Below are 16,745 nucleotides of genomic sequence, written 5' to 3' on the forward strand. Positions count from 1 at the left end.
GTTTAGCATTTCTAAACTAGACTTCTATTATTATACACGGATAAACTCGTATGTCAATATAAATTCTTTCTATTACTAAACTTTTTATGTCATTTTACTAAACTTAAAAAAAGATGGAAATAAAATAAGATTTAACTTACATTAGGAGTATAATGCTGCATCCAATTGGATTCAAAGATGGCTTAAGATATATTTTTTCCTTAGTATCTGACAAACTACGTGCCGCTTGCGTGGCTACTTTTGGATATTCTAAGCGTCTAATAATAAGGAGATGTGAAACGGAAGGAGCAAATTCATGAAGAGTAAAATATATTTATATTTATTTATATTACTTTTTACCGGAATATTAGTTGGATGTACTAAGAAACCTTTCTCTATAGAAAATACGAAGTTTAAGGCAGTGGTTATTGATAACAACAATGGTCTTTTAGTAAAACCGGATGTTGATTCCAATGAATTTAGGCTTGCTGATAAAATCAGTATAGGGGCTAACAGTGCAATGATATTTAATCAAGATAAAAAGGAAGTAGATTTAAATGAGATTCAGATTGGAGATGTAGTTAAAATCACTTATGACGGGATTATATTAGAATCATATCCTGCGCAGATTACTGCTGTTTATATTGAAATTTTTGAATCTAATCTATTAATAGATGGATATATTACTATAATTGATGATATTTACAAACTTGATAGTGGTTTAAATAGTGATATCAACATGATTGCTCTCAATTTAACTGAAGCAACGAATCTTTCAGAGATAGATAAGGAAATCTTACTGATGAAGTTATATGAAATGTATGGTCTGGAAGTAAAGGAAAGTACTTTTGATCAATTAGTGAAAGAAGGACTTATTAATGAAGAAGAGCTTTATTTTCCTACAGGTATTATTATAACCATTAGCAATTCGGAATATAATGAAGGTAAACAAACACTAGAGTATGTTATCAATAAATGGAGAAGTGGACTAGGTGCTATTGGTTATAAAGGTAAGGCAAAGTTTGATGGAGAAGAGTGGATAATATCAAAGAAAAGTATGTGGATTAGTTAATTATTTATGGTTTATCGTTCATAATAGGAGGTTAAGAAGGAGTATAGTTTAACAAAAAATATGATCAGCAAAAGTCTACAAAAGGTTATATATCAATCTTTTTGATTCTGCTGATCATTTTTATGTTTATCATATCTTTAGATCATTTATTATTAATTTCAATCATTAGTTACTCACTAAGTTCTTCCCATTGCTCCATAAGAACTTCTAATCTTTCTTCCAATTCCTTCTTTTCTTTATGAACTTCGATTAGTTTTGATGAGTTTGTATAGATAGAAGAGTCTGCAAGCAATACTTCCAGTTCCTCATTTCTTGCTTCCAAACGTGTAATTTCATCTTCAACTTTCTTTAATTCATTCTGACGCTTTCTAAGTTTGGCTTGCTCTTCTTTTTGCTGTTGCCAGTCTAGCTTATTCTCAGAAACTGGTTCTTGTGGAAAAGATGAAGTTTGTAATTCTTTATTTGCCTGATCTAGATGCTTATTGATTCGAAGTCCATTTAAAATATTATCGTTAGCGTCAGACTGATTATAGCCATTATTGTTGCCAAAGGCTCTCCATTCCATCTCTGGTTTCTTCTCAAGATAATAATCATAATTACCAATATAATTTAAGAAAGTCTGATTGGTTAAGTCAAGAATTCTGGAAGCAGTACGATTAATAAAATAACGGTCATGGGATACATAGAGCACCGTACCGGTATAATTGTTAATCGCATTCTCAAGTATTTCCTTTGATGTAATGTCAAGATGGTTGGTTGGCTCATCCATGATTAGGAAGTTTGCATCGGATAGCATAAGCTTTGCTAGAGATACGCGGCCACGCTCTCCACCACTGATATCTTTAATTAATTTAAATACATCATCGCCAGTGAATAAAAATGCAGCAAGGATATTACGTACTCTTGTGTTATCCATATTAGGATACGTATCTTGAATCTCGTCAAAGATTGTTTTGTCCATATTAAGAACATGATGTTCCTGATCATAGTAACCAACAAAAACCTTTGCACCAAGTTTTACATCTCCAGCATCGGCATTGATAATCTGATTAATTATTTTTAAGATGGTTGTTTTACCAGTACCGTTATTACCGATAATCGCAACTTTTTCACCACGTTTTACCTCAAAATTTAGTTGGTCAAACAGTGTTAGAGAACCATAGGATTTACGCAAATCAGTCACTGTTAGTACATCATTACCACTTATGATATTTGGTTCAAGGGCTATATGCATCTTATCATTTACAGTAACTGGTTTATCAAGGCGATCTATTTTATCCAACATCTTCTCACGACTTTCCGCACGTTTTATGGATTTTTCGCGGTTGAAGGAACGAAGTTTTGCTATGACCTCTTCTTGATGTTTAATTTCACGCTGCTGATTTAAGTAATGACGAATCATGGTTTCACGAAGTTGTTCTTTTTTCATTGCATAGTCAGAATAATTTCCTTCGAACATTGTCGCCTTTGTGTTATCTAATTCCACAACCTTGGAAACTACTTTATTAAGGAAGTAACGGTCATGGGCGATTACAACAACAGCTCCAGAATAATTCACTAAGAAAGTTTCTAACCAAGCGATAGATTCCATATCAAGGTGGTTGGTAGGCTCATCTAAGAAGATGATATCTGGTGTACTTAAGAGAAGCTTACCAAGAGCTACACGTGTTTTTTGTCCACCAGAAAGGGTTGATACTTTTTTGTTAAAATCTTCCTCCGTAAAGCCAAGACCTTTTAGTACACCAATTACTTCACTTTGGTAGGCATATCCATTCTTTAACTCAAAATCATGTGTTAGTCTTGAGTAGGAAGAAAGCATTCGTTCTAATTCTGCGCCAGTAGCTGATTTCATATCTATTTCAAGACGGCGAATTGTTTCTTCCATTTTAATTATATCTGATTTTATTGCTAAAACTTCTTCATAAATGGTACTATCTGTGGATAAGTCCTGATGTTGAGCAAGATATCCTACAGTTGCACCTTTAGCAAAGATAATCTCTCCTTCATCGGCAGTTAATTCACCCATGATGATTTTTATTAAGGTAGACTTTCCTGCACCATTAATTCCTACGATAGCTACTTTCTCACGCTCATTTACATGGAAAGCGACTTTATCGAGTATTGGAGTCGTTCCAAAGCTTTTACTAATATTCTTACATGCTAGTATCATGATGTTTCCTCACACTTCTGAAAGGAAGCTGTATAAGAGCTTCACAATAATATAACTTATCAGAAGTTTGCTTTATAAACTTCTGATAAAAGGTGCGCACTTTGCACCGTCAATCCGATTATTGGAACATGTTTTTGTTCCGATAATATAACTTATCAGAAGTTTGCTTTTTAAACTTCTGATAAAAGGTGCGCACTTTGCACCGCCAATCCGATTAATGAAAAAGTACGATTTCCGAACTTTTCCTTGTGAATAAAAAAGCAAAATGAAGTTTATAAGTATTTCATTTTGCATGATAAGAAGACAATATTTCTTCACACTTTCTTAACACCTGCAAATTCTATGAATAGAAGTGTATCGCAGGTGCATATTAACTGTAGAATATTCTAACATACGTAGTATCCTACGTCAAATCATTGACAGGTTATTCACAATTTACTATAATATTTATAATAAGAACACATCCTATCTGTGTATAGTCTGTTGTAATACCAGGGTTACAATCTTATAGATTTGGGGTATAAGAATAGGACAACCTGGAAGGAAAGATGGAGGGTTAGCATGTACGATAAAACAATTTCATCAGCAGTTATCAAGCGTCTTCCAAGATACTATCGTTATCTTGGAGAATTATTAGAGAATGATGTTGTGCGTATCTCTTCGAAAGAGTTAAGCGAAAAGATGAATGTTACAGCATCACAGATTCGTCAGGATCTAAATAACTTTGGCGGTTTTGGTCAACAAGGATATGGTTATAATGTAGAATATCTTTATACCGAGATTGGTAAAATACTTGGTCTGGATAAGAAATATAATGTTATTATTATTGGAGCAGGTAATTTAGGACAAGCGCTTGCAAATTATACAGATTTTGAGAGAAGAGGATTTTATATCTGTGGGATATTTGATGTTAATCCTAGATTGATAGGAATATCCATCCGTGGAATTGAAATCCGTTTAATTGATGAACTAGAAGAATTTATGAAAACAAATACTGTGAATATAGCAGCACTAACGATACCAAAAGCAAAAGCACCGCAGGTGGCGGCAGATTTAGTTAGCCTTGGTATTCATGCAATATGGAATTTTGCACCAACAGATCTAAATTTACCAAAAGATGTTATGGTTGAAAATGTTCACTTGGCAGAAAGCCTTATGAGACTGTCGTATAATTTAAAAGCGGCAGAAGAATCGGGGGAGAGTATTTGAGATTAGGAAAACGTTTTGGCGACAAGTCGGAACCAAAGACGAAATCTTTAAGCGATTTGGATGATTTAGATGAAGACTTCGATCTTGAGTTTGAGAATGTGAAAGTATCAAGTTATGTGGAACCTTCAAGGATGGAACCAAGAAAAATAAATCGGAGTAAAGTATTCTCTGAAATGAGTCTTCGTCAAATCTTTCGAAATCGAAAGATTCCAATAGTAACACTTGATGAACGCTTTATCAACTTATTCCCTGAGGAAAAGATGTCTGGAGTACAACGAAGGTTAAGGGATGAACTTGTCGAATTGATGAAGGATCAGAGCAGAGTCTTAGATGACATCAAAGGATTGAAACGATATAAGTCTCAACTGATGCAGGAAATAATGGATAACATGGAAGTTGATCATACACCGATTGGTAGGCTAAAAGAAAGAAAATTAGCTAAAAATCAAAAACTTATTGAAGATATCAATCAAAAGTTATTGATTGCAGAGGACAGTCTCGAAAAACTACCAGGTGAAATAGCTGCAAAAAATGAAGAATTGATGGTTGAGAGTTTACAGAGTTGCTATGGTAACATATTTGAAAAGAATTTAAGAAAAAAATCCTTAGAAGATGAAATCAGGGAAACTGAGGTAAAGCTGCGAAATTTAAAAAAGCAAAAACTTGAAATCGAGAAAGATTATCGTGGAACTTATACATATCTCTATGACATGCTAGGGACTGAGATGATGCGTAAGATTGACGAAGAACAAGATTTACTATAATGAATTAGAGTGGAGTTTCTTACCATGATTTTTGGAATTGGCACGGATATGATAGAAATTAACCGTGTAGTGAAAGCTTGCGAACGGAAAACATTTCTTACGAAGATTTATACGGAGCAGGAACAGAAGCTGCTTCTTTCGGATATACGAAAGGCAGCTTCGAATTTTGCTGTAAAAGAAGCAGTTGTAAAAATGTTTGGAACAGGTTTTCGTGCGATTGCACCAAATGAGATTGAAGTACTACGCGATAATCTTGGGAAACCTTATGTAAATTTATATGGAAATGCAGAAATTTTAGCGAAGGAACATAATGTCGAGAGGATTCATGTCTCTATAACAAATACGAAGGAATTAGTTAGTGCCTATGTAATAGGTGAGATTATCCGGGAGTAGGAGGCGGTTAGTTATGCGGTATGCACTAGATGCGGTGCAAATGAAAAACTTAGATAAGAAAACAATCGAGCAGATTGGAATTCCAGCAATGGTTCTCATGGAGCGTGCAGCACTTTATGTGGCGGAACAAGTCAGAGAACATGCAAAACCGACCGATAAGATCATCGCGGTTTGCGGAACCGGCAACAATGGCGGTGATGGGATTGCAGCTGCTCGCATTTTGCATTTATGGGGGTATCACGTAACCATCGGAATCATCGGTGAAATGGAAAAGTTTTCGAAAGAATGTAGAGAACAGTGGAAGATTGCGAAAAATTTAGGGTTATCCATCCGTACCGAATGGGAAATAACAGAATATAATATAGTAATTGACGGTATCTTTGGTATAGGCCTTGGCAAACCGGTGAGTGGTGAATATGCGAAGGTGATCCAAAGTATTAATCAAAGTGACTGTTATGTGGTTTCGATTGATATACCGTCTGGTATTAGTGCAAGTAATGGGCAAGTCTTTGGTTGTGCAGTAAAAGCAAACGAAACGGTTACTTTTGGTGAACAAAAACTTGGACTATTGCTTTACCCAGGGGCAACTTATGCTGGAAAGATTCATATCGCGGATATCGGATTTGCAAAGGAAAAACTGGACAGTCTTACCTACACTTACTACGAAACTACTGATTTAGATAAACTACCAATCAGAATGCCATATTCCAATAAAGGGAGCTATGGAAGAGTACTCGTGATTGCAGGAACAGAAAGCATGACTGGTGCAGCTTATTTTAGTGCGGCAGCAGCATATCGTATGGGAGCGGGTTTAGTAAAGATCCTTTCAGCGAAGAAGGCAATTCCTGTGCTTCAGGGAATGCTTCCGGAAGCTTTGTTTGCAGCCTATGATGAGGAGGATTATGAGGAACAGGTTAACAAAGCATTGGAGTTTGCAACTGTGATTGTTATAGGACCAGGTCTAGGGGTAGAGGCTATCGCTAAGAAATTATTGCTTAAAGTATGTAAAGAAGCGAAAGTGCCTCTTATTGTAGATGCAGATGGAATTAATTTACTGGCTATGTTGGCAGATGAAATGATACCTGATGTATTACAGCTAACAGACGAGGTTGAACGTTTGCATCAACGAATTTACTATATAAAGGAAATACTACCAGAAGGAACTATCTTGACACCTCATTTAAAGGAGCTTTCTAGGCTTACTTTATATCCACTTAATAAAATTCCTTGTAATTTAATTGACATAGCCAGCTATTGTACTTATAATAACTTAATGATTTATGTGTTAAAAGATAGCAGGACTATCGTTGCTTCGAAAGACTTGCGTTATATCAATGTATCCGGTACCCATGGAATGGCGACCGGAGGCAGCGGCGATGCACTCACGGGAATCATTGCTGGATTGATAGCAGGGGGACTTGAAGCAGGAAAGGCAGCAACACTAGGTGTGTATCTTCATGGACTGGCAGGAGAAGAAGCCGCCAAAGTAAAATCAACCTACTCTATGTTAGCTGGGGATATGATCGAAGCGTTGCCGGAGGTTTTAAGAAATCATGATTGAAGAAACGTATAATCAAAGATACTTGCGTGTAAGCGCTAATATTAATTTGGATGCTATTATTCATAATGTTGCGGAAGCTAGAAAGAACATAAAGAAAGAGACTGGGATTTTTGCTGTAATTAAGGCAGATGGTTATGGCCATGGAGCGGTTCCAATTGCAAGAGCTATTGATAATGACGTAGAAGCTTATGCAGTAGCGATTGTGGAAGAAGGAATAGAGCTTCGTGAGGCAGGTATAACAAAGCCTATCTTAATATTAGGATATACGGCTCCAGAACTTCTGACCGAAATAGTCCAATATGATTTGACTCAGACAGTTTTTCAACTGTCGATGGCAGAAAAATTGGATGAAATTGCAAGAACTCTTGGCAAGGTAGCCAAAATTCACATAAAGCTTGACACTGGTATGAGTAGAATAGGATACCAGCCGACAGCCGAAAGCATTGACGAAATTGTCAGGATGAAGAAACTTTCTAATTTAATGTTAGAGGGTATCTTTACTCATATGGCATGTGCGGATATGACAGATAAAACATCGGCAAAAAAACAATTTGAATTGTTTACAGCCTTTGTTAATCAGTTAGAAGAGCAAGGGGTTAAATTGCCTATACAACACATTTCTAATAGTGCTGGGACAATCGACCTTCCGGAAATGAATCTTAGTATGGTACGGTTTGGAATAAGTCTCTACGGATTATATCCGTCCGAAGAAGTTGATAAGAATCACCTTAGCTTAGAACCAGCGATGGAACTTAAAACACATATCTCATTTGTAAAGGAACTGGAACCAGGCCATGGAATCGGTTATGGAAGTACATTTGTCACGAAGAAAACGATGACAATCGCAACAGTACCGGTGGGTTATGGGGATGGTTTTCCAAGACAGCTGTCAAATGTTGGCAGAGTCTTGGTTCATGGAGAATTTGCCCCAATTGTGGGTAGAATATGTATGGACCAGTTTATGATAGATGTTACAGACATACCTGAAGTTAAACAGGGAGATATCGTGACGTTAGTTGGAAGAGATGGCGATAATATTATACCAGTAGAAGAACCTGCAGACCTCGCTGGCTCCTTTAACTATGAATTTGTCTGTAATGTAGGAAAGAGAATTCCAAGAGTTTATTATCAGAATGGAAAGCCCGTATCGATCCGACATTAAAAAAGTAACTATATTTTGTTAGGAGATGTGAAATACATAACCGCAATCTACATAGAATGTTACGTTTTATGGAATACGATGGTCAAAAGTGGTAATAATAAAGCTAAAGCCATGAGATGGAGTGTGAGTTATGTGATTATAAAAAGAGGCGATATTTTTTATGCGGATTTAAGACCGGTCATTGGTAGTGAGCAGGGTGGCGTACGTCCTGTACTAATTATACAAAATGACACCGGTAACAAGCACAGTCCGACAGTAATCTGTGCAGCAATTACTTCAAAGATGAATAAGGCGAAGTTGCCTACGCACGTGGAAATCGATGCTGACAAATATGGAATTGTCAAAGATTCCGTAATCCTGCTAGAACAGGTACGTACAATTGATAAATCCAGATTAAAAGAGAAAGTGTGTCATTTGGACCAAGATATCCTAAAGCGTATTGACAAAGCTTTACTTATTAGCTTCGCCCTGGATACATAGGTCGTACTTATTATGAATGCGGTAGTGACGTTAGTTCACTTCCGCGGCTCATAATAGCGTGCTCTTAAGGTGAGCAATTAAGTTATTATGATATATGTAATTTCTTATAACGCTGTGCGGCGTGCACGTGGTAACAAGATTTGCGTAATAATCGTAGATAAATTTATATATTGATTTATTAGTCCTTGTAAAGGTGTGTAACGCACGGAGTTTGGTTAGGTAAAAGCCTTAAGTAGGCTAAGTTTAATAGATGACACAAGGCAAGCTGGGACACGCTTGCCAATTTTTAAAATTAGTAGATCGTTATCTATCTTGTTCATCATGAAGTAACAAGAAGATGTAAACAACCGAAATAATAGAAAAGTTGTAAACTTGGTTTCTATTATTCAATACTTTACATAACATTCATGAAGTATGTTTTGCTCCGTAGAAAAATATGGTATAATAGGAACTGCGGAAAAATATATTTAAAGGAGATTTGAAATAATATGGATGGACATCCCATACGTGGTCTTGTCTTAATACTAGTATTAGTAGCACTAAATGCGATAGCATCAGCTGCAGAGGCAGCCATTGAAAATGTAAATGAAGCCCTTGCCGAAAAGCGAGCAGAAGAGGGAGATAAGAAGGCAAAACGCTTAGTAAGATTGTTAGATACCCCTCATCGATACATAAATGTCATCGAGATCCTTCTAACACTAGCTAGCTTACTCATTGGTATGACTTATTCTTTTCAGCTTTATAGAGTGATTGAGAAGCTTGTCGAAACAAGTACACTTCCAGAAGCTATGGCAATAACAACTAGTATCGCGATGGTATTGGTTACGATATTAATCACTTATCTTATCGTATTATTTGGTATGCTGTTACCACGAAAGCTGGCACTAAAATATGCGGATTCCTGTGCATTTAAAATGGCAGGTATGATTTTAACCTGTTCTCATTTATTTGCACCAATCATTTGGTTATTGGAGAAGAATACAAATGGCATACTTCGTTTATTTGGAATTCGTCCTAGTGACTTAGAAGATAATGTAACAGAAGAAGAAATTATGTCTATGGTAAATGAAGGCCATGAACAGGGAGTTCTTGAAGCAGAAGAAGCTGAGATGATATCTAATATCATCGAATTTAATGAAAAGGCTGCGAAAGACATTATGACTCATCGCAAAAAGATGATTGCAATCAACAGTGCTCTTTGTATCGAAGATGCTCTTCGATTTATGTTAGATGAGAATTACTCCAGATTCCCACTTTATGATGGGGATATTGATAATATTGTAGGTTTGCTACATTTAAAGGATGTTATGTTATATTTTCTGGATCCTAGACTTAAGGTTGAACCTTTGTCTAAGGTGGCCAGAGAACCATATTTCATACCTGATACACAAAGTATTGATGTATTATTCCACGATATGCAAACTAAGAAAATCCATATGGCAATTGCAATTGATGAGTACGGGCAGACAGCCGGTATTGTTGCTATGGAGGATATCTTAGAGGAAATCGTAGGTGACATACAGGATGAATATGATGACGAAGAGGAGCTTTACACAAGATTAGAGGATGACTCTTACTTGTTGTCGGGTGAAGCTTCCCTAGAAGATTTGGAAGACATATTATCTCTTCCGTTTGCAGAAGAAGATATAAAAAATTACGATACGTTAAATGGGCTTATTGTATCATTACTAGACCATATTCCAGGAGACGATGAAAGGGCTACCATTCGATATTGCGGCTATGAATATGAACTAATGGAAATACAGAATCGAATGATCACCTCTGTTCGGGTTCGTAAGATCCCAGAGGAGGAATTAAAAGCTTCCGATAATGAAGATAATCAAGTTTCACAAAGACTTGGTGCGGCGATGACGGATGCGATTGATACAACAGATGAAAAGATTCTAAGTAATGTTGAGGATATTATCCTTGAAAAGAAAAAGGATAAATAATTAATTTTATTGGAGTTTTACAGTTTTTATTGTAAAACTCCTTTCTTTTGCTTAAGATTTTGATAAAACAAAAAGGCAAGCAGGGGATGCTTGCCTTTTGCTTAGTAATGCTTGAACGTAATAAGAACTAGGGAGGTTCCATCTACGTGATATCAGTTGCCTATACAACCGGGGAGGAAGTATAGAAGGTCTGATAACTGCATTACAATGTGTACAAATCAATGTACCATCTTGCGTATAATAGGGTGGGAGTAGAAAGTGTTTAACCACTATCTAATTATTATTATAAATTTGATTTGTGTTCATTTTGTGTTTTAAGTATGAAAAAAATCTGAATAGTATAAACTATGTCTTAGGAAGATTAAGACTTCCTAATGGTATGAGTAAAAAATTGTTAAGCTTAGTAACGAAAAAAACCTTAGCGGTTAACTAAGGCTTTTTTATATATTATAATTGGGGGAGGAGGAGAGAGTGAAACTTGAGATTCACTTTCATGGTTTTATTATATTCAATAAATATGAGGAAACTATGAAGTAATTTGAAATAATTTGTGAACAATTTATGTAATTGTTTGTTCATATATTGTTTTGTTCTTGTAATTTTATGGGAAAAAAGACTTAATTGCGACAATAAACTCTATTCTCTTGCTATTTATAACAGGTCACATTATAATTATGATAGCTTTTATATCGTTAGGAGAAGTTCTATCTTTTTATTAAAAATAAGATTAGACTTTTTACTAAAAATGAAAATCAGATATTGACATAAATTGCTATTGTGAGTATATTATCTTACAGTAAATAAACCTGTTTGAAAGGTTAGGAGGAAGTAGAGAAGCGGACATAAATCTGCTTTATCATCCCAAGAAGGCGAGGATGTGAATGAATTACAAATTATTGGTGGATACCGCAGTGCTGGCAGGTGAGATTATGTTACGCTCTGGTGCGGAAACATATCGTGTTGAGGATACCATCTATCGAATATTAAAAACATCGGGGTTTGATCGCTGCGATGTTTTTGTTGTGTCTACAGGAATTATTGTAACACTAGCGGATTCTTCAATTGATGCAATTAGCCAGGTAAGGCGAGTTGCAGAGAGGCAGACAGATTTGGGAAACATTTATTATGCGAATGATATTTCACGAAAATTATGTAGTGGAGAAATCGATCTTGAAACTGCAAATGAAAAGTTAAGCGAACTTACAAAAACTGTACGTTACCCAGTCTGGCTCGCCTATCTTTGTTTGATTATTGCAGCTCCAGGATTTGCAATCCTTCTTGGAGCAAATTTCATAGAGTGTTTTCTTGCTATGTGGAATGGTATCTTTATCATGGTTAGTAATATTATGTCGAAAAGGTTAAAAATTAACCGTTTTGTAACCAATATGATGATTTGTGCTGTAATGGCTATCAGTACGACTGGTATCGTAAATCTTTTTCATTTGAATGCGGAGATGGAATTGATTATAGCGGGCGCTATCATGCCATTATTACCTGGAGTAGCTTTAACGAATGGTATCAGGGATACTCTTCAGGGGGATTATGTATCTGGTGCTGCAAGATTAGTAGAAGCATTTGTAACAGCAGCTTCTCTTGCAGTAGGAATAGGTGCTGGACTCGCACTTGCTAAGGTGTTATTAGGAGGTATTGTATGATAGTGCAGATTATAGGTGCCTTTATTGCAGTATTTGCCCTTGCTTTGGCATTTGGTGTACCAAGAAAATTTTTAGTATATTCCTCAATAGTAGGAGCAATCGATTGGCTTGTTTACCTCATCAGTCTTGAAAGAGGTTTAGGTCTTGCCATGAGCGTTTTTGTCTCAACTTTAGTTATTGCTTTTATTTCCCACGCCTTCGCAAGGAAATTTAAAGCTCCAGTAACCGTATTTTTAATTCCTGGTATATTACCTTTGGTTCCTGGTGTTGGAACATACCGTATCGTTTATTACTTAATACTTGAAGATGGAGCAAATGCTTCTTACTATTTTTATCAAACGCTACAAATTGCTGGTATGATTGCAATTGGTATCTTTATAATTGATACATTTTTTAAATTCTTTCAAAAGCCTCTAATAAAGGCTGGGGTATGCGAAGTAGCGGAAGACACCTTACCTCAAGGAAGTGATAGCTTAGAAGATAGTACTGGTCACTCTCCTGAGGAGGAAGAGAGACGAATGGAACAAGACCTTCGTGCTAGAGCAGAAGCATTACGAAAGAAGATGAAGGAAAGAGAAAAGGATGATTTGGGCTTGTAGTACGTAACTTAGTGCGTGTGGCCCAAGTTTACAGGCTATGGAAAGGCATAAAAATTAATGAAAATTACAGTAGTATGTGTTGGAAAAATAAAAGAAAAATATTTAACTATGGCAATTGAGGAGTATTCGAAACGTTTGAGCAGGTATTGCAAGTTAGAGATAATCGAGTTAGCTGATGAAAAAACACCAGATAACGCATCACCTGCGGAAGAACTTCAGATAAAGAAAAAAGAGGGCGAGAGGATATTAAAAAATATCAAGGACAATGCCTATGTCATTGCACTTGCAATTGAAGGGAAGATGCTCTCGTCCGAAGAATTAGCAGATAAGATGCAGCTGCTTGGTGTTAACGGAGAAAGTCATCTTGCTTTTGTGATTGGTGGATCACTTGGGTTGGATAGTGAAGTTTTAGACAGGGCAGATTTTAAACTTAGCTTTTCTAAGATGACATTTCCTCATCAGGTTATGAGGACTATTTTATTGGAGCAGGTGTATAGAGGGTTTAGGATTATGAGTGGTGAACCGTATCATAAGTAACGAAGAGTTTTAATGGAATTGGAAATATGAATAGACGAGTTCAAGTCCCGTCGACTGCATATAGAAGGAAGAGGATCAAGTAGAGATACTTAGTCCTTTTTTGCGTAGGATGGACTTGAAATCTATGATAGGAATTAAATTGATGCACTATAAGAAGTATGATAAAGTAGAATGTAGGAAAAGACTAATTGAAATGAAGGTGAAAGCAGGTGGAATACTCATTCAATTATAAGGAGGATTTAAATGTTTGATTTAAAGTATACATATACCAAAAGAGAATGGATAAGAGCTATTCGAAGATATCTGTTTTTGTCAAAGATGATATCGGTGCCCATGGTATTGACGATTCTATTTTTGCATGTAGTAATGATTGATTTAGTCATACTTAATAAGTTCGTATGGTTAGCAATCATAGTTGGTTCAATTAGCTTTTTTGTCACGGTTGTCTATGTATATCTTTATTTCATTCAGCCAGGATATTCCTATAAAAAAAGTGGACTCGAGCAAAAAGAGATACACTTTGTCTTCTCAGAAGACAAAATATTGAATGAGCATATCCTTGGTTCGTCTAAAGTTTTATGGGAGTATTACCATTCCTATTTAGAGTCCCCGGGGTCCTTCTTCCTTGAGGTAGCAAAGAACCAATACAATATCATCCCCAAAAGAGTGTTAGGAACGAAGGAACAGGTGAATGCATTCCGAGTACTAGTGAAAAAACATCTGATGGAATCATCTGAACTAGAACGCGAGAAAAGAATGAAGCAGAAAGACAAAGATATATAAAGGGGAAAATATAAATGATTAGGATTGAATCGAGTGATTCAATCCTTTTTTTGGCAGGTACATGCTATCTTTGTACCAATATAAACCATCCATTTTTGTGCAAATTGATAGATGAAGTTTATTTAGAGGGCTTTTGACCCTCGAATCATAACATAAAAAACCAAATACAATCATAGAAAATAATTTCTTTGTCGAAAGTTAAAACTATTTCTTGAGAGATTACGAATATAGTTAGGAACAAGCATAATGGAAAGCGGTAGTTGTGTGGCGGAGGTGAATCAGAATTAATGAAGAGAAGTTAATTAGACTTGCAAAAGATAAGGGGAGTAAAACTGCCGCTGGAGAGTTAGTGCAGAGATATTACAAGGATATTTTTGTGTATGTGTATCGGCAGACTCAAAATGAAGAACTTTCTAAGGACTTAACCCAGGAGATATTTATTGCAATGTTAAAGTCAATTGAGGGCTTTGATGCAAAGAGGGCCTCATTTAAAACTTGGTTGTATAAAATAGCGAGTAATAAGATTATAGATAGTTATCGTTCTACCTATTATAAGTATGTTACCGTTGTGGAGGAAATTGAGGAGGGGCGGAGCAGTTCTTTAAGCATGGAAGATTTGGTTGTATTAAAGGAAGAGACAAATGATATTTTGGATATCATCAGTACATTGTCTACTAGTATTCAGCAGATTATTCGACTTAAAATCTTTGGTGAAATGACATTTGCGGAGATTGGTTTGTTGCTTGAACTATCAGAATCTACCGTAAAATCAAAATATTATGCAGCGGTGAAAAAAATAAAGAAAGTAATGGAGGTGTAGCAAAATGGATATTAAGATTCCTCAGATGGATATGAAAAAGTTAGAAACGATTGTAAACACTGGCGTTCGAACTAAAATAAGTTTCTTGGGATACTTGAAACGTTCGTTTCAGGAGTTGGGATGGAAGTATATTTTCCATGACAAAATCGAACTAATGATTATCGGTGTTGTAGGCATTCTTATGTTGTTACTTTCTATGGCTAACGTAAGCATTACAGATATGTCATCTTTGTATCAACTCACCTTTCTTGTTTCCCCTATCTTATATTTAAGTGTTGTTGTATTTTCCTTTTATCACTCAAAAGAAAAAGGAGCATTTGAAATTGAGATGACGTGCAAGTATAACTTGTATCAGTTAGCTGCGCTAAGAATGTTTAGTTTTAGTATTATTGGCATGTTTATTAATACCGCTTGTATTGTGGTGATTGGACTAGTATTCGAGCGAGTGGATCTGATAAGAATGACGGTAATATCCATTACGGGACTATTCTTATTTTCGACAGTGTTTTTATATTCTTTAATGAAGTTTCGGTGGAAATTTCTAAAATATATCGTTATCGTAGCTTGGTTTGGTATTAATTTGACCTTCTACCATTTTGGGAGTGAAGTGTATCTTTCATTTTTAATGAAGATTCCATTGTACATTCATTTTGTGATTACGATGGTATGTGCAATTTTATATGTTCGTAATCTGAATAAATTAGTAAATTATAGACGCAAAAAGGGAGAAATATAAATGTTAGTAGTAAATAATGTGAGTAAAAAGTATGGAGACTTTGTGGCCCTAGAGAATATTGAATTAGAATTTGTGAATGGAGTGTATGCTTTGTTAGCGCCAAATGGTGCAGGAAAGACAACGTTAATTAAGATGATAACGACGCTGTTATTCCCGACAAGTGGGGAAATACTTTATGACGGAACAGATATCGTGACTTTAGATGAGGAGTATAGGGATTTGCTTGGGTATTTACCACAAGAGTTTGGATATTACAAAAATTATAGTCCAAACAAGTTCTTACTTTATCTTGCAGCACTTAAGGGAATGAAAGAAAGGGAGGCTAAGAATCGAATTAAGGAACTGCTAACATTGGTGGCATTAGAGGAAGTAGCAGATAAAAAGATGAAGCAGTTCTCAGGTGGTATGATTCAGAGAGTCGGGATCGCACAAGCATTGTTAAATGATCCGAAAGTTCTAGTCTTAGATGAGCCAACGGCAGGATTAGATCCAAAAGAAAGAGTTCGTTTTCGAAATTTGCTAAGTGATCTTTCAAGAGATCGTATCGTTATAGTATCGACTCATATTGTGTCGGATATTGAGTTTATAGCAAATGAAGTAATAATGATTAAAGATCATAAGGTGCTATATAAAGATAGTATAAGAAACATCTGTAATACGATTCAGGGAAAAGTATTTGAAACAGAAATTGAATTTGAGGAAGCAAGGGAGTTTCGAAAGAATCATATTGCTCTTTCTGAAAAGCAAGAGGATGGTAAAATGCAGATTAGATTCATAAGTGAGGTGGAGAAAAGTCCTACCTGGACACAAGTGACACCGAATTTAGAGGATGTATTTTTATATGAGTATAACGAAAGTACAACGAAGGGGTAG

At 35.8% G+C, this 16,745-nt stretch carries 16 protein-coding genes; 15 read left to right on the forward strand and 1 reads right to left on the reverse strand.

What is annotated here, in order from left to right:
• Positions 1-295: 295 nt before the first annotated feature.
• Positions 296-1,051, forward strand: a complete 756-nt coding sequence (locus CPHY_RS04795) for a DUF3221 domain-containing protein (protein WP_012198929.1) — start codon at positions 296-298, stop codon at positions 1,049-1,051.
• A 169-nt stretch (positions 1,052-1,220) separates the two neighbouring features.
• Here CPHY_RS04795 and abc-f read toward each other — a convergent pair whose 3' ends face one another.
• Complete coding sequence (gene abc-f / locus CPHY_RS04800) at positions 1,221-3,221, reverse strand: ribosomal protection-like ABC-F family protein (RefSeq protein WP_012198930.1); 2,001 nt, start codon at positions 3,219-3,221, stop codon at positions 1,221-1,223.
• A 561-nt stretch (positions 3,222-3,782) separates the two neighbouring features.
• On the opposite strand from abc-f, the gene CPHY_RS04805 reads away from it, so the two are divergent.
• From CPHY_RS04805 to CPHY_RS04870, 14 genes are all read left to right on the forward strand, one after another.
• Positions 3,783-4,430 carry a redox-sensing transcriptional repressor Rex gene (locus tag CPHY_RS04805; protein WP_012198931.1) on the forward strand — a complete coding sequence of 216 codons (648 nt, stop codon included), beginning with the start codon at positions 3,783-3,785 and terminating at the stop codon, positions 4,428-4,430.
• A complete protein-coding gene (locus CPHY_RS04810; protein WP_012198932.1) occupies positions 4,427-5,194 on the forward strand; it encodes a hypothetical protein in 768 nt (255 codons plus the stop codon). Before CPHY_RS04805 ends, CPHY_RS04810 begins: the two co-directional genes overlap by 4 nt.
• Before the next feature lie 24 nt (positions 5,195-5,218).
• The gene (acpS, locus tag CPHY_RS04815) at positions 5,219-5,587 is read left to right on the forward strand and encodes a holo-ACP synthase (protein ID WP_012198933.1); all 369 of its coding nucleotides are present in this window, start codon (positions 5,219-5,221) and stop codon (positions 5,585-5,587) included.
• A gap of 13 nt (positions 5,588-5,600) precedes the next feature.
• Positions 5,601-7,148: a bifunctional ADP-dependent NAD(P)H-hydrate dehydratase/NAD(P)H-hydrate epimerase gene (locus tag CPHY_RS04820; protein WP_012198935.1), complete on the forward strand. Its 1,548-nt coding sequence runs from the start codon at positions 5,601-5,603 to the stop codon at positions 7,146-7,148.
• Complete coding sequence (gene alr, locus CPHY_RS04825; RefSeq protein ID WP_012198936.1) at positions 7,141-8,310, forward strand: alanine racemase; 1,170 nt, start codon at positions 7,141-7,143, stop codon at positions 8,308-8,310. The genes CPHY_RS04820 and alr overlap by 8 nt, the downstream gene beginning before the upstream one ends.
• Before the next feature lie 132 nt (positions 8,311-8,442).
• A complete protein-coding gene (locus CPHY_RS04830) occupies positions 8,443-8,790 on the forward strand; it encodes a type II toxin-antitoxin system PemK/MazF family toxin (RefSeq protein WP_029501644.1) in 348 nt (115 codons plus the stop codon).
• Between the two features lie 488 nt (positions 8,791-9,278).
• Entirely contained in the window at positions 9,279-10,742 is a 1,464-nt protein-coding gene (locus CPHY_RS04835) for a hemolysin family protein (protein WP_012198938.1), read from the forward strand.
• An 881-nt stretch (positions 10,743-11,623) separates the two neighbouring features.
• Positions 11,624-12,397: a threonine/serine exporter family protein gene (locus CPHY_RS04840; RefSeq protein ID WP_012198939.1), complete on the forward strand. Its 774-nt coding sequence runs from the start codon at positions 11,624-11,626 to the stop codon at positions 12,395-12,397.
• On the forward strand, positions 12,394-12,996 hold the full coding sequence (locus tag CPHY_RS04845) for a threonine/serine exporter family protein (protein WP_012198940.1): 603 nt from the start codon (positions 12,394-12,396) through the stop codon (positions 12,994-12,996). Before CPHY_RS04840 ends, CPHY_RS04845 begins: the two co-directional genes overlap by 4 nt.
• 57 nt (positions 12,997-13,053) lie before the next feature.
• Complete coding sequence (rlmH, locus tag CPHY_RS04850; protein ID WP_012198941.1) at positions 13,054-13,533, forward strand: 23S rRNA (pseudouridine(1915)-N(3))-methyltransferase RlmH; 480 nt, start codon at positions 13,054-13,056, stop codon at positions 13,531-13,533.
• Between the two features lie 243 nt (positions 13,534-13,776).
• The gene (locus CPHY_RS04855) at positions 13,777-14,316 is read left to right on the forward strand and encodes a YcxB family protein (protein ID WP_012198942.1); all 540 of its coding nucleotides are present in this window, start codon (positions 13,777-13,779) and stop codon (positions 14,314-14,316) included.
• A gap of 301 nt (positions 14,317-14,617) precedes the next feature.
• On the forward strand, positions 14,618-15,136 hold the full coding sequence (locus CPHY_RS04860; protein WP_278183991.1) for an RNA polymerase sigma factor: 519 nt from the start codon (positions 14,618-14,620) through the stop codon (positions 15,134-15,136).
• Between the two features lie 4 nt (positions 15,137-15,140).
• Positions 15,141-15,872 (forward strand): hypothetical protein, encoded by a 732-nt coding sequence (locus tag CPHY_RS04865; RefSeq protein WP_012198944.1) that lies wholly within the window; start codon positions 15,141-15,143, stop codon positions 15,870-15,872.
• On the forward strand, positions 15,873-16,745 hold the full coding sequence (locus CPHY_RS04870) for an ABC transporter ATP-binding protein (RefSeq protein WP_012198945.1): 873 nt from the start codon (positions 15,873-15,875) through the stop codon (positions 16,743-16,745). It begins immediately after the preceding gene.

The organism is Lachnoclostridium phytofermentans ISDg (assembly GCF_000018685.1).
Taxonomy (GTDB): Bacteria; Bacillota; Clostridia; order Lachnospirales; family Lachnospiraceae; genus Lachnoclostridium; species Lachnoclostridium phytofermentans.

Excerpts from the sequence above, each read along its gene's own strand:
- acpS (WP_012198933.1), top strand. The coding sequence starts at position 5,219 with ATGATTTTTGGAATTGGCACGGATATGATAGAAATTAACCGTGTAGTG.
- CPHY_RS04805 (WP_012198931.1), top strand. The coding sequence starts at position 3,783 with ATGTACGATAAAACAATTTCATCAGCAGTTATCAAGCGTCTTCCAAGA.
- CPHY_RS04840 (WP_012198939.1), top strand. The coding sequence starts at position 11,624 with ATGAATTACAAATTATTGGTGGATACCGCAGTGCTGGCAGGTGAGATT.
- CPHY_RS04795 (WP_012198929.1), top strand. The coding sequence starts at position 296 with ATGAAGAGTAAAATATATTTATATTTATTTATATTACTTTTTACCGGA.
- CPHY_RS04820 (WP_012198935.1), top strand. The coding sequence starts at position 5,601 with ATGCGGTATGCACTAGATGCGGTGCAAATGAAAAACTTAGATAAGAAA.
- CPHY_RS04865 (WP_012198944.1), top strand. The coding sequence starts at position 15,141 with ATGGATATTAAGATTCCTCAGATGGATATGAAAAAGTTAGAAACGATT.
- CPHY_RS04835 (WP_012198938.1), top strand. The coding sequence starts at position 9,279 with ATGGATGGACATCCCATACGTGGTCTTGTCTTAATACTAGTATTAGTA.
- alr (WP_012198936.1), top strand. The coding sequence starts at position 7,141 with ATGATTGAAGAAACGTATAATCAAAGATACTTGCGTGTAAGCGCTAAT.
- CPHY_RS04855 (WP_012198942.1), top strand. The coding sequence starts at position 13,777 with ATGTTTGATTTAAAGTATACATATACCAAAAGAGAATGGATAAGAGCT.
- CPHY_RS04845 (WP_012198940.1), top strand. The coding sequence starts at position 12,394 with ATGATAGTGCAGATTATAGGTGCCTTTATTGCAGTATTTGCCCTTGCT.
- abc-f (WP_012198930.1), bottom strand. The coding sequence starts at position 3,221 with ATGATACTAGCATGTAAGAATATTAGTAAAAGCTTTGGAACGACTCCA.
- CPHY_RS04870 (WP_012198945.1), top strand. The coding sequence starts at position 15,873 with ATGTTAGTAGTAAATAATGTGAGTAAAAAGTATGGAGACTTTGTGGCC.
- rlmH (WP_012198941.1), top strand. The coding sequence starts at position 13,054 with ATGAAAATTACAGTAGTATGTGTTGGAAAAATAAAAGAAAAATATTTA.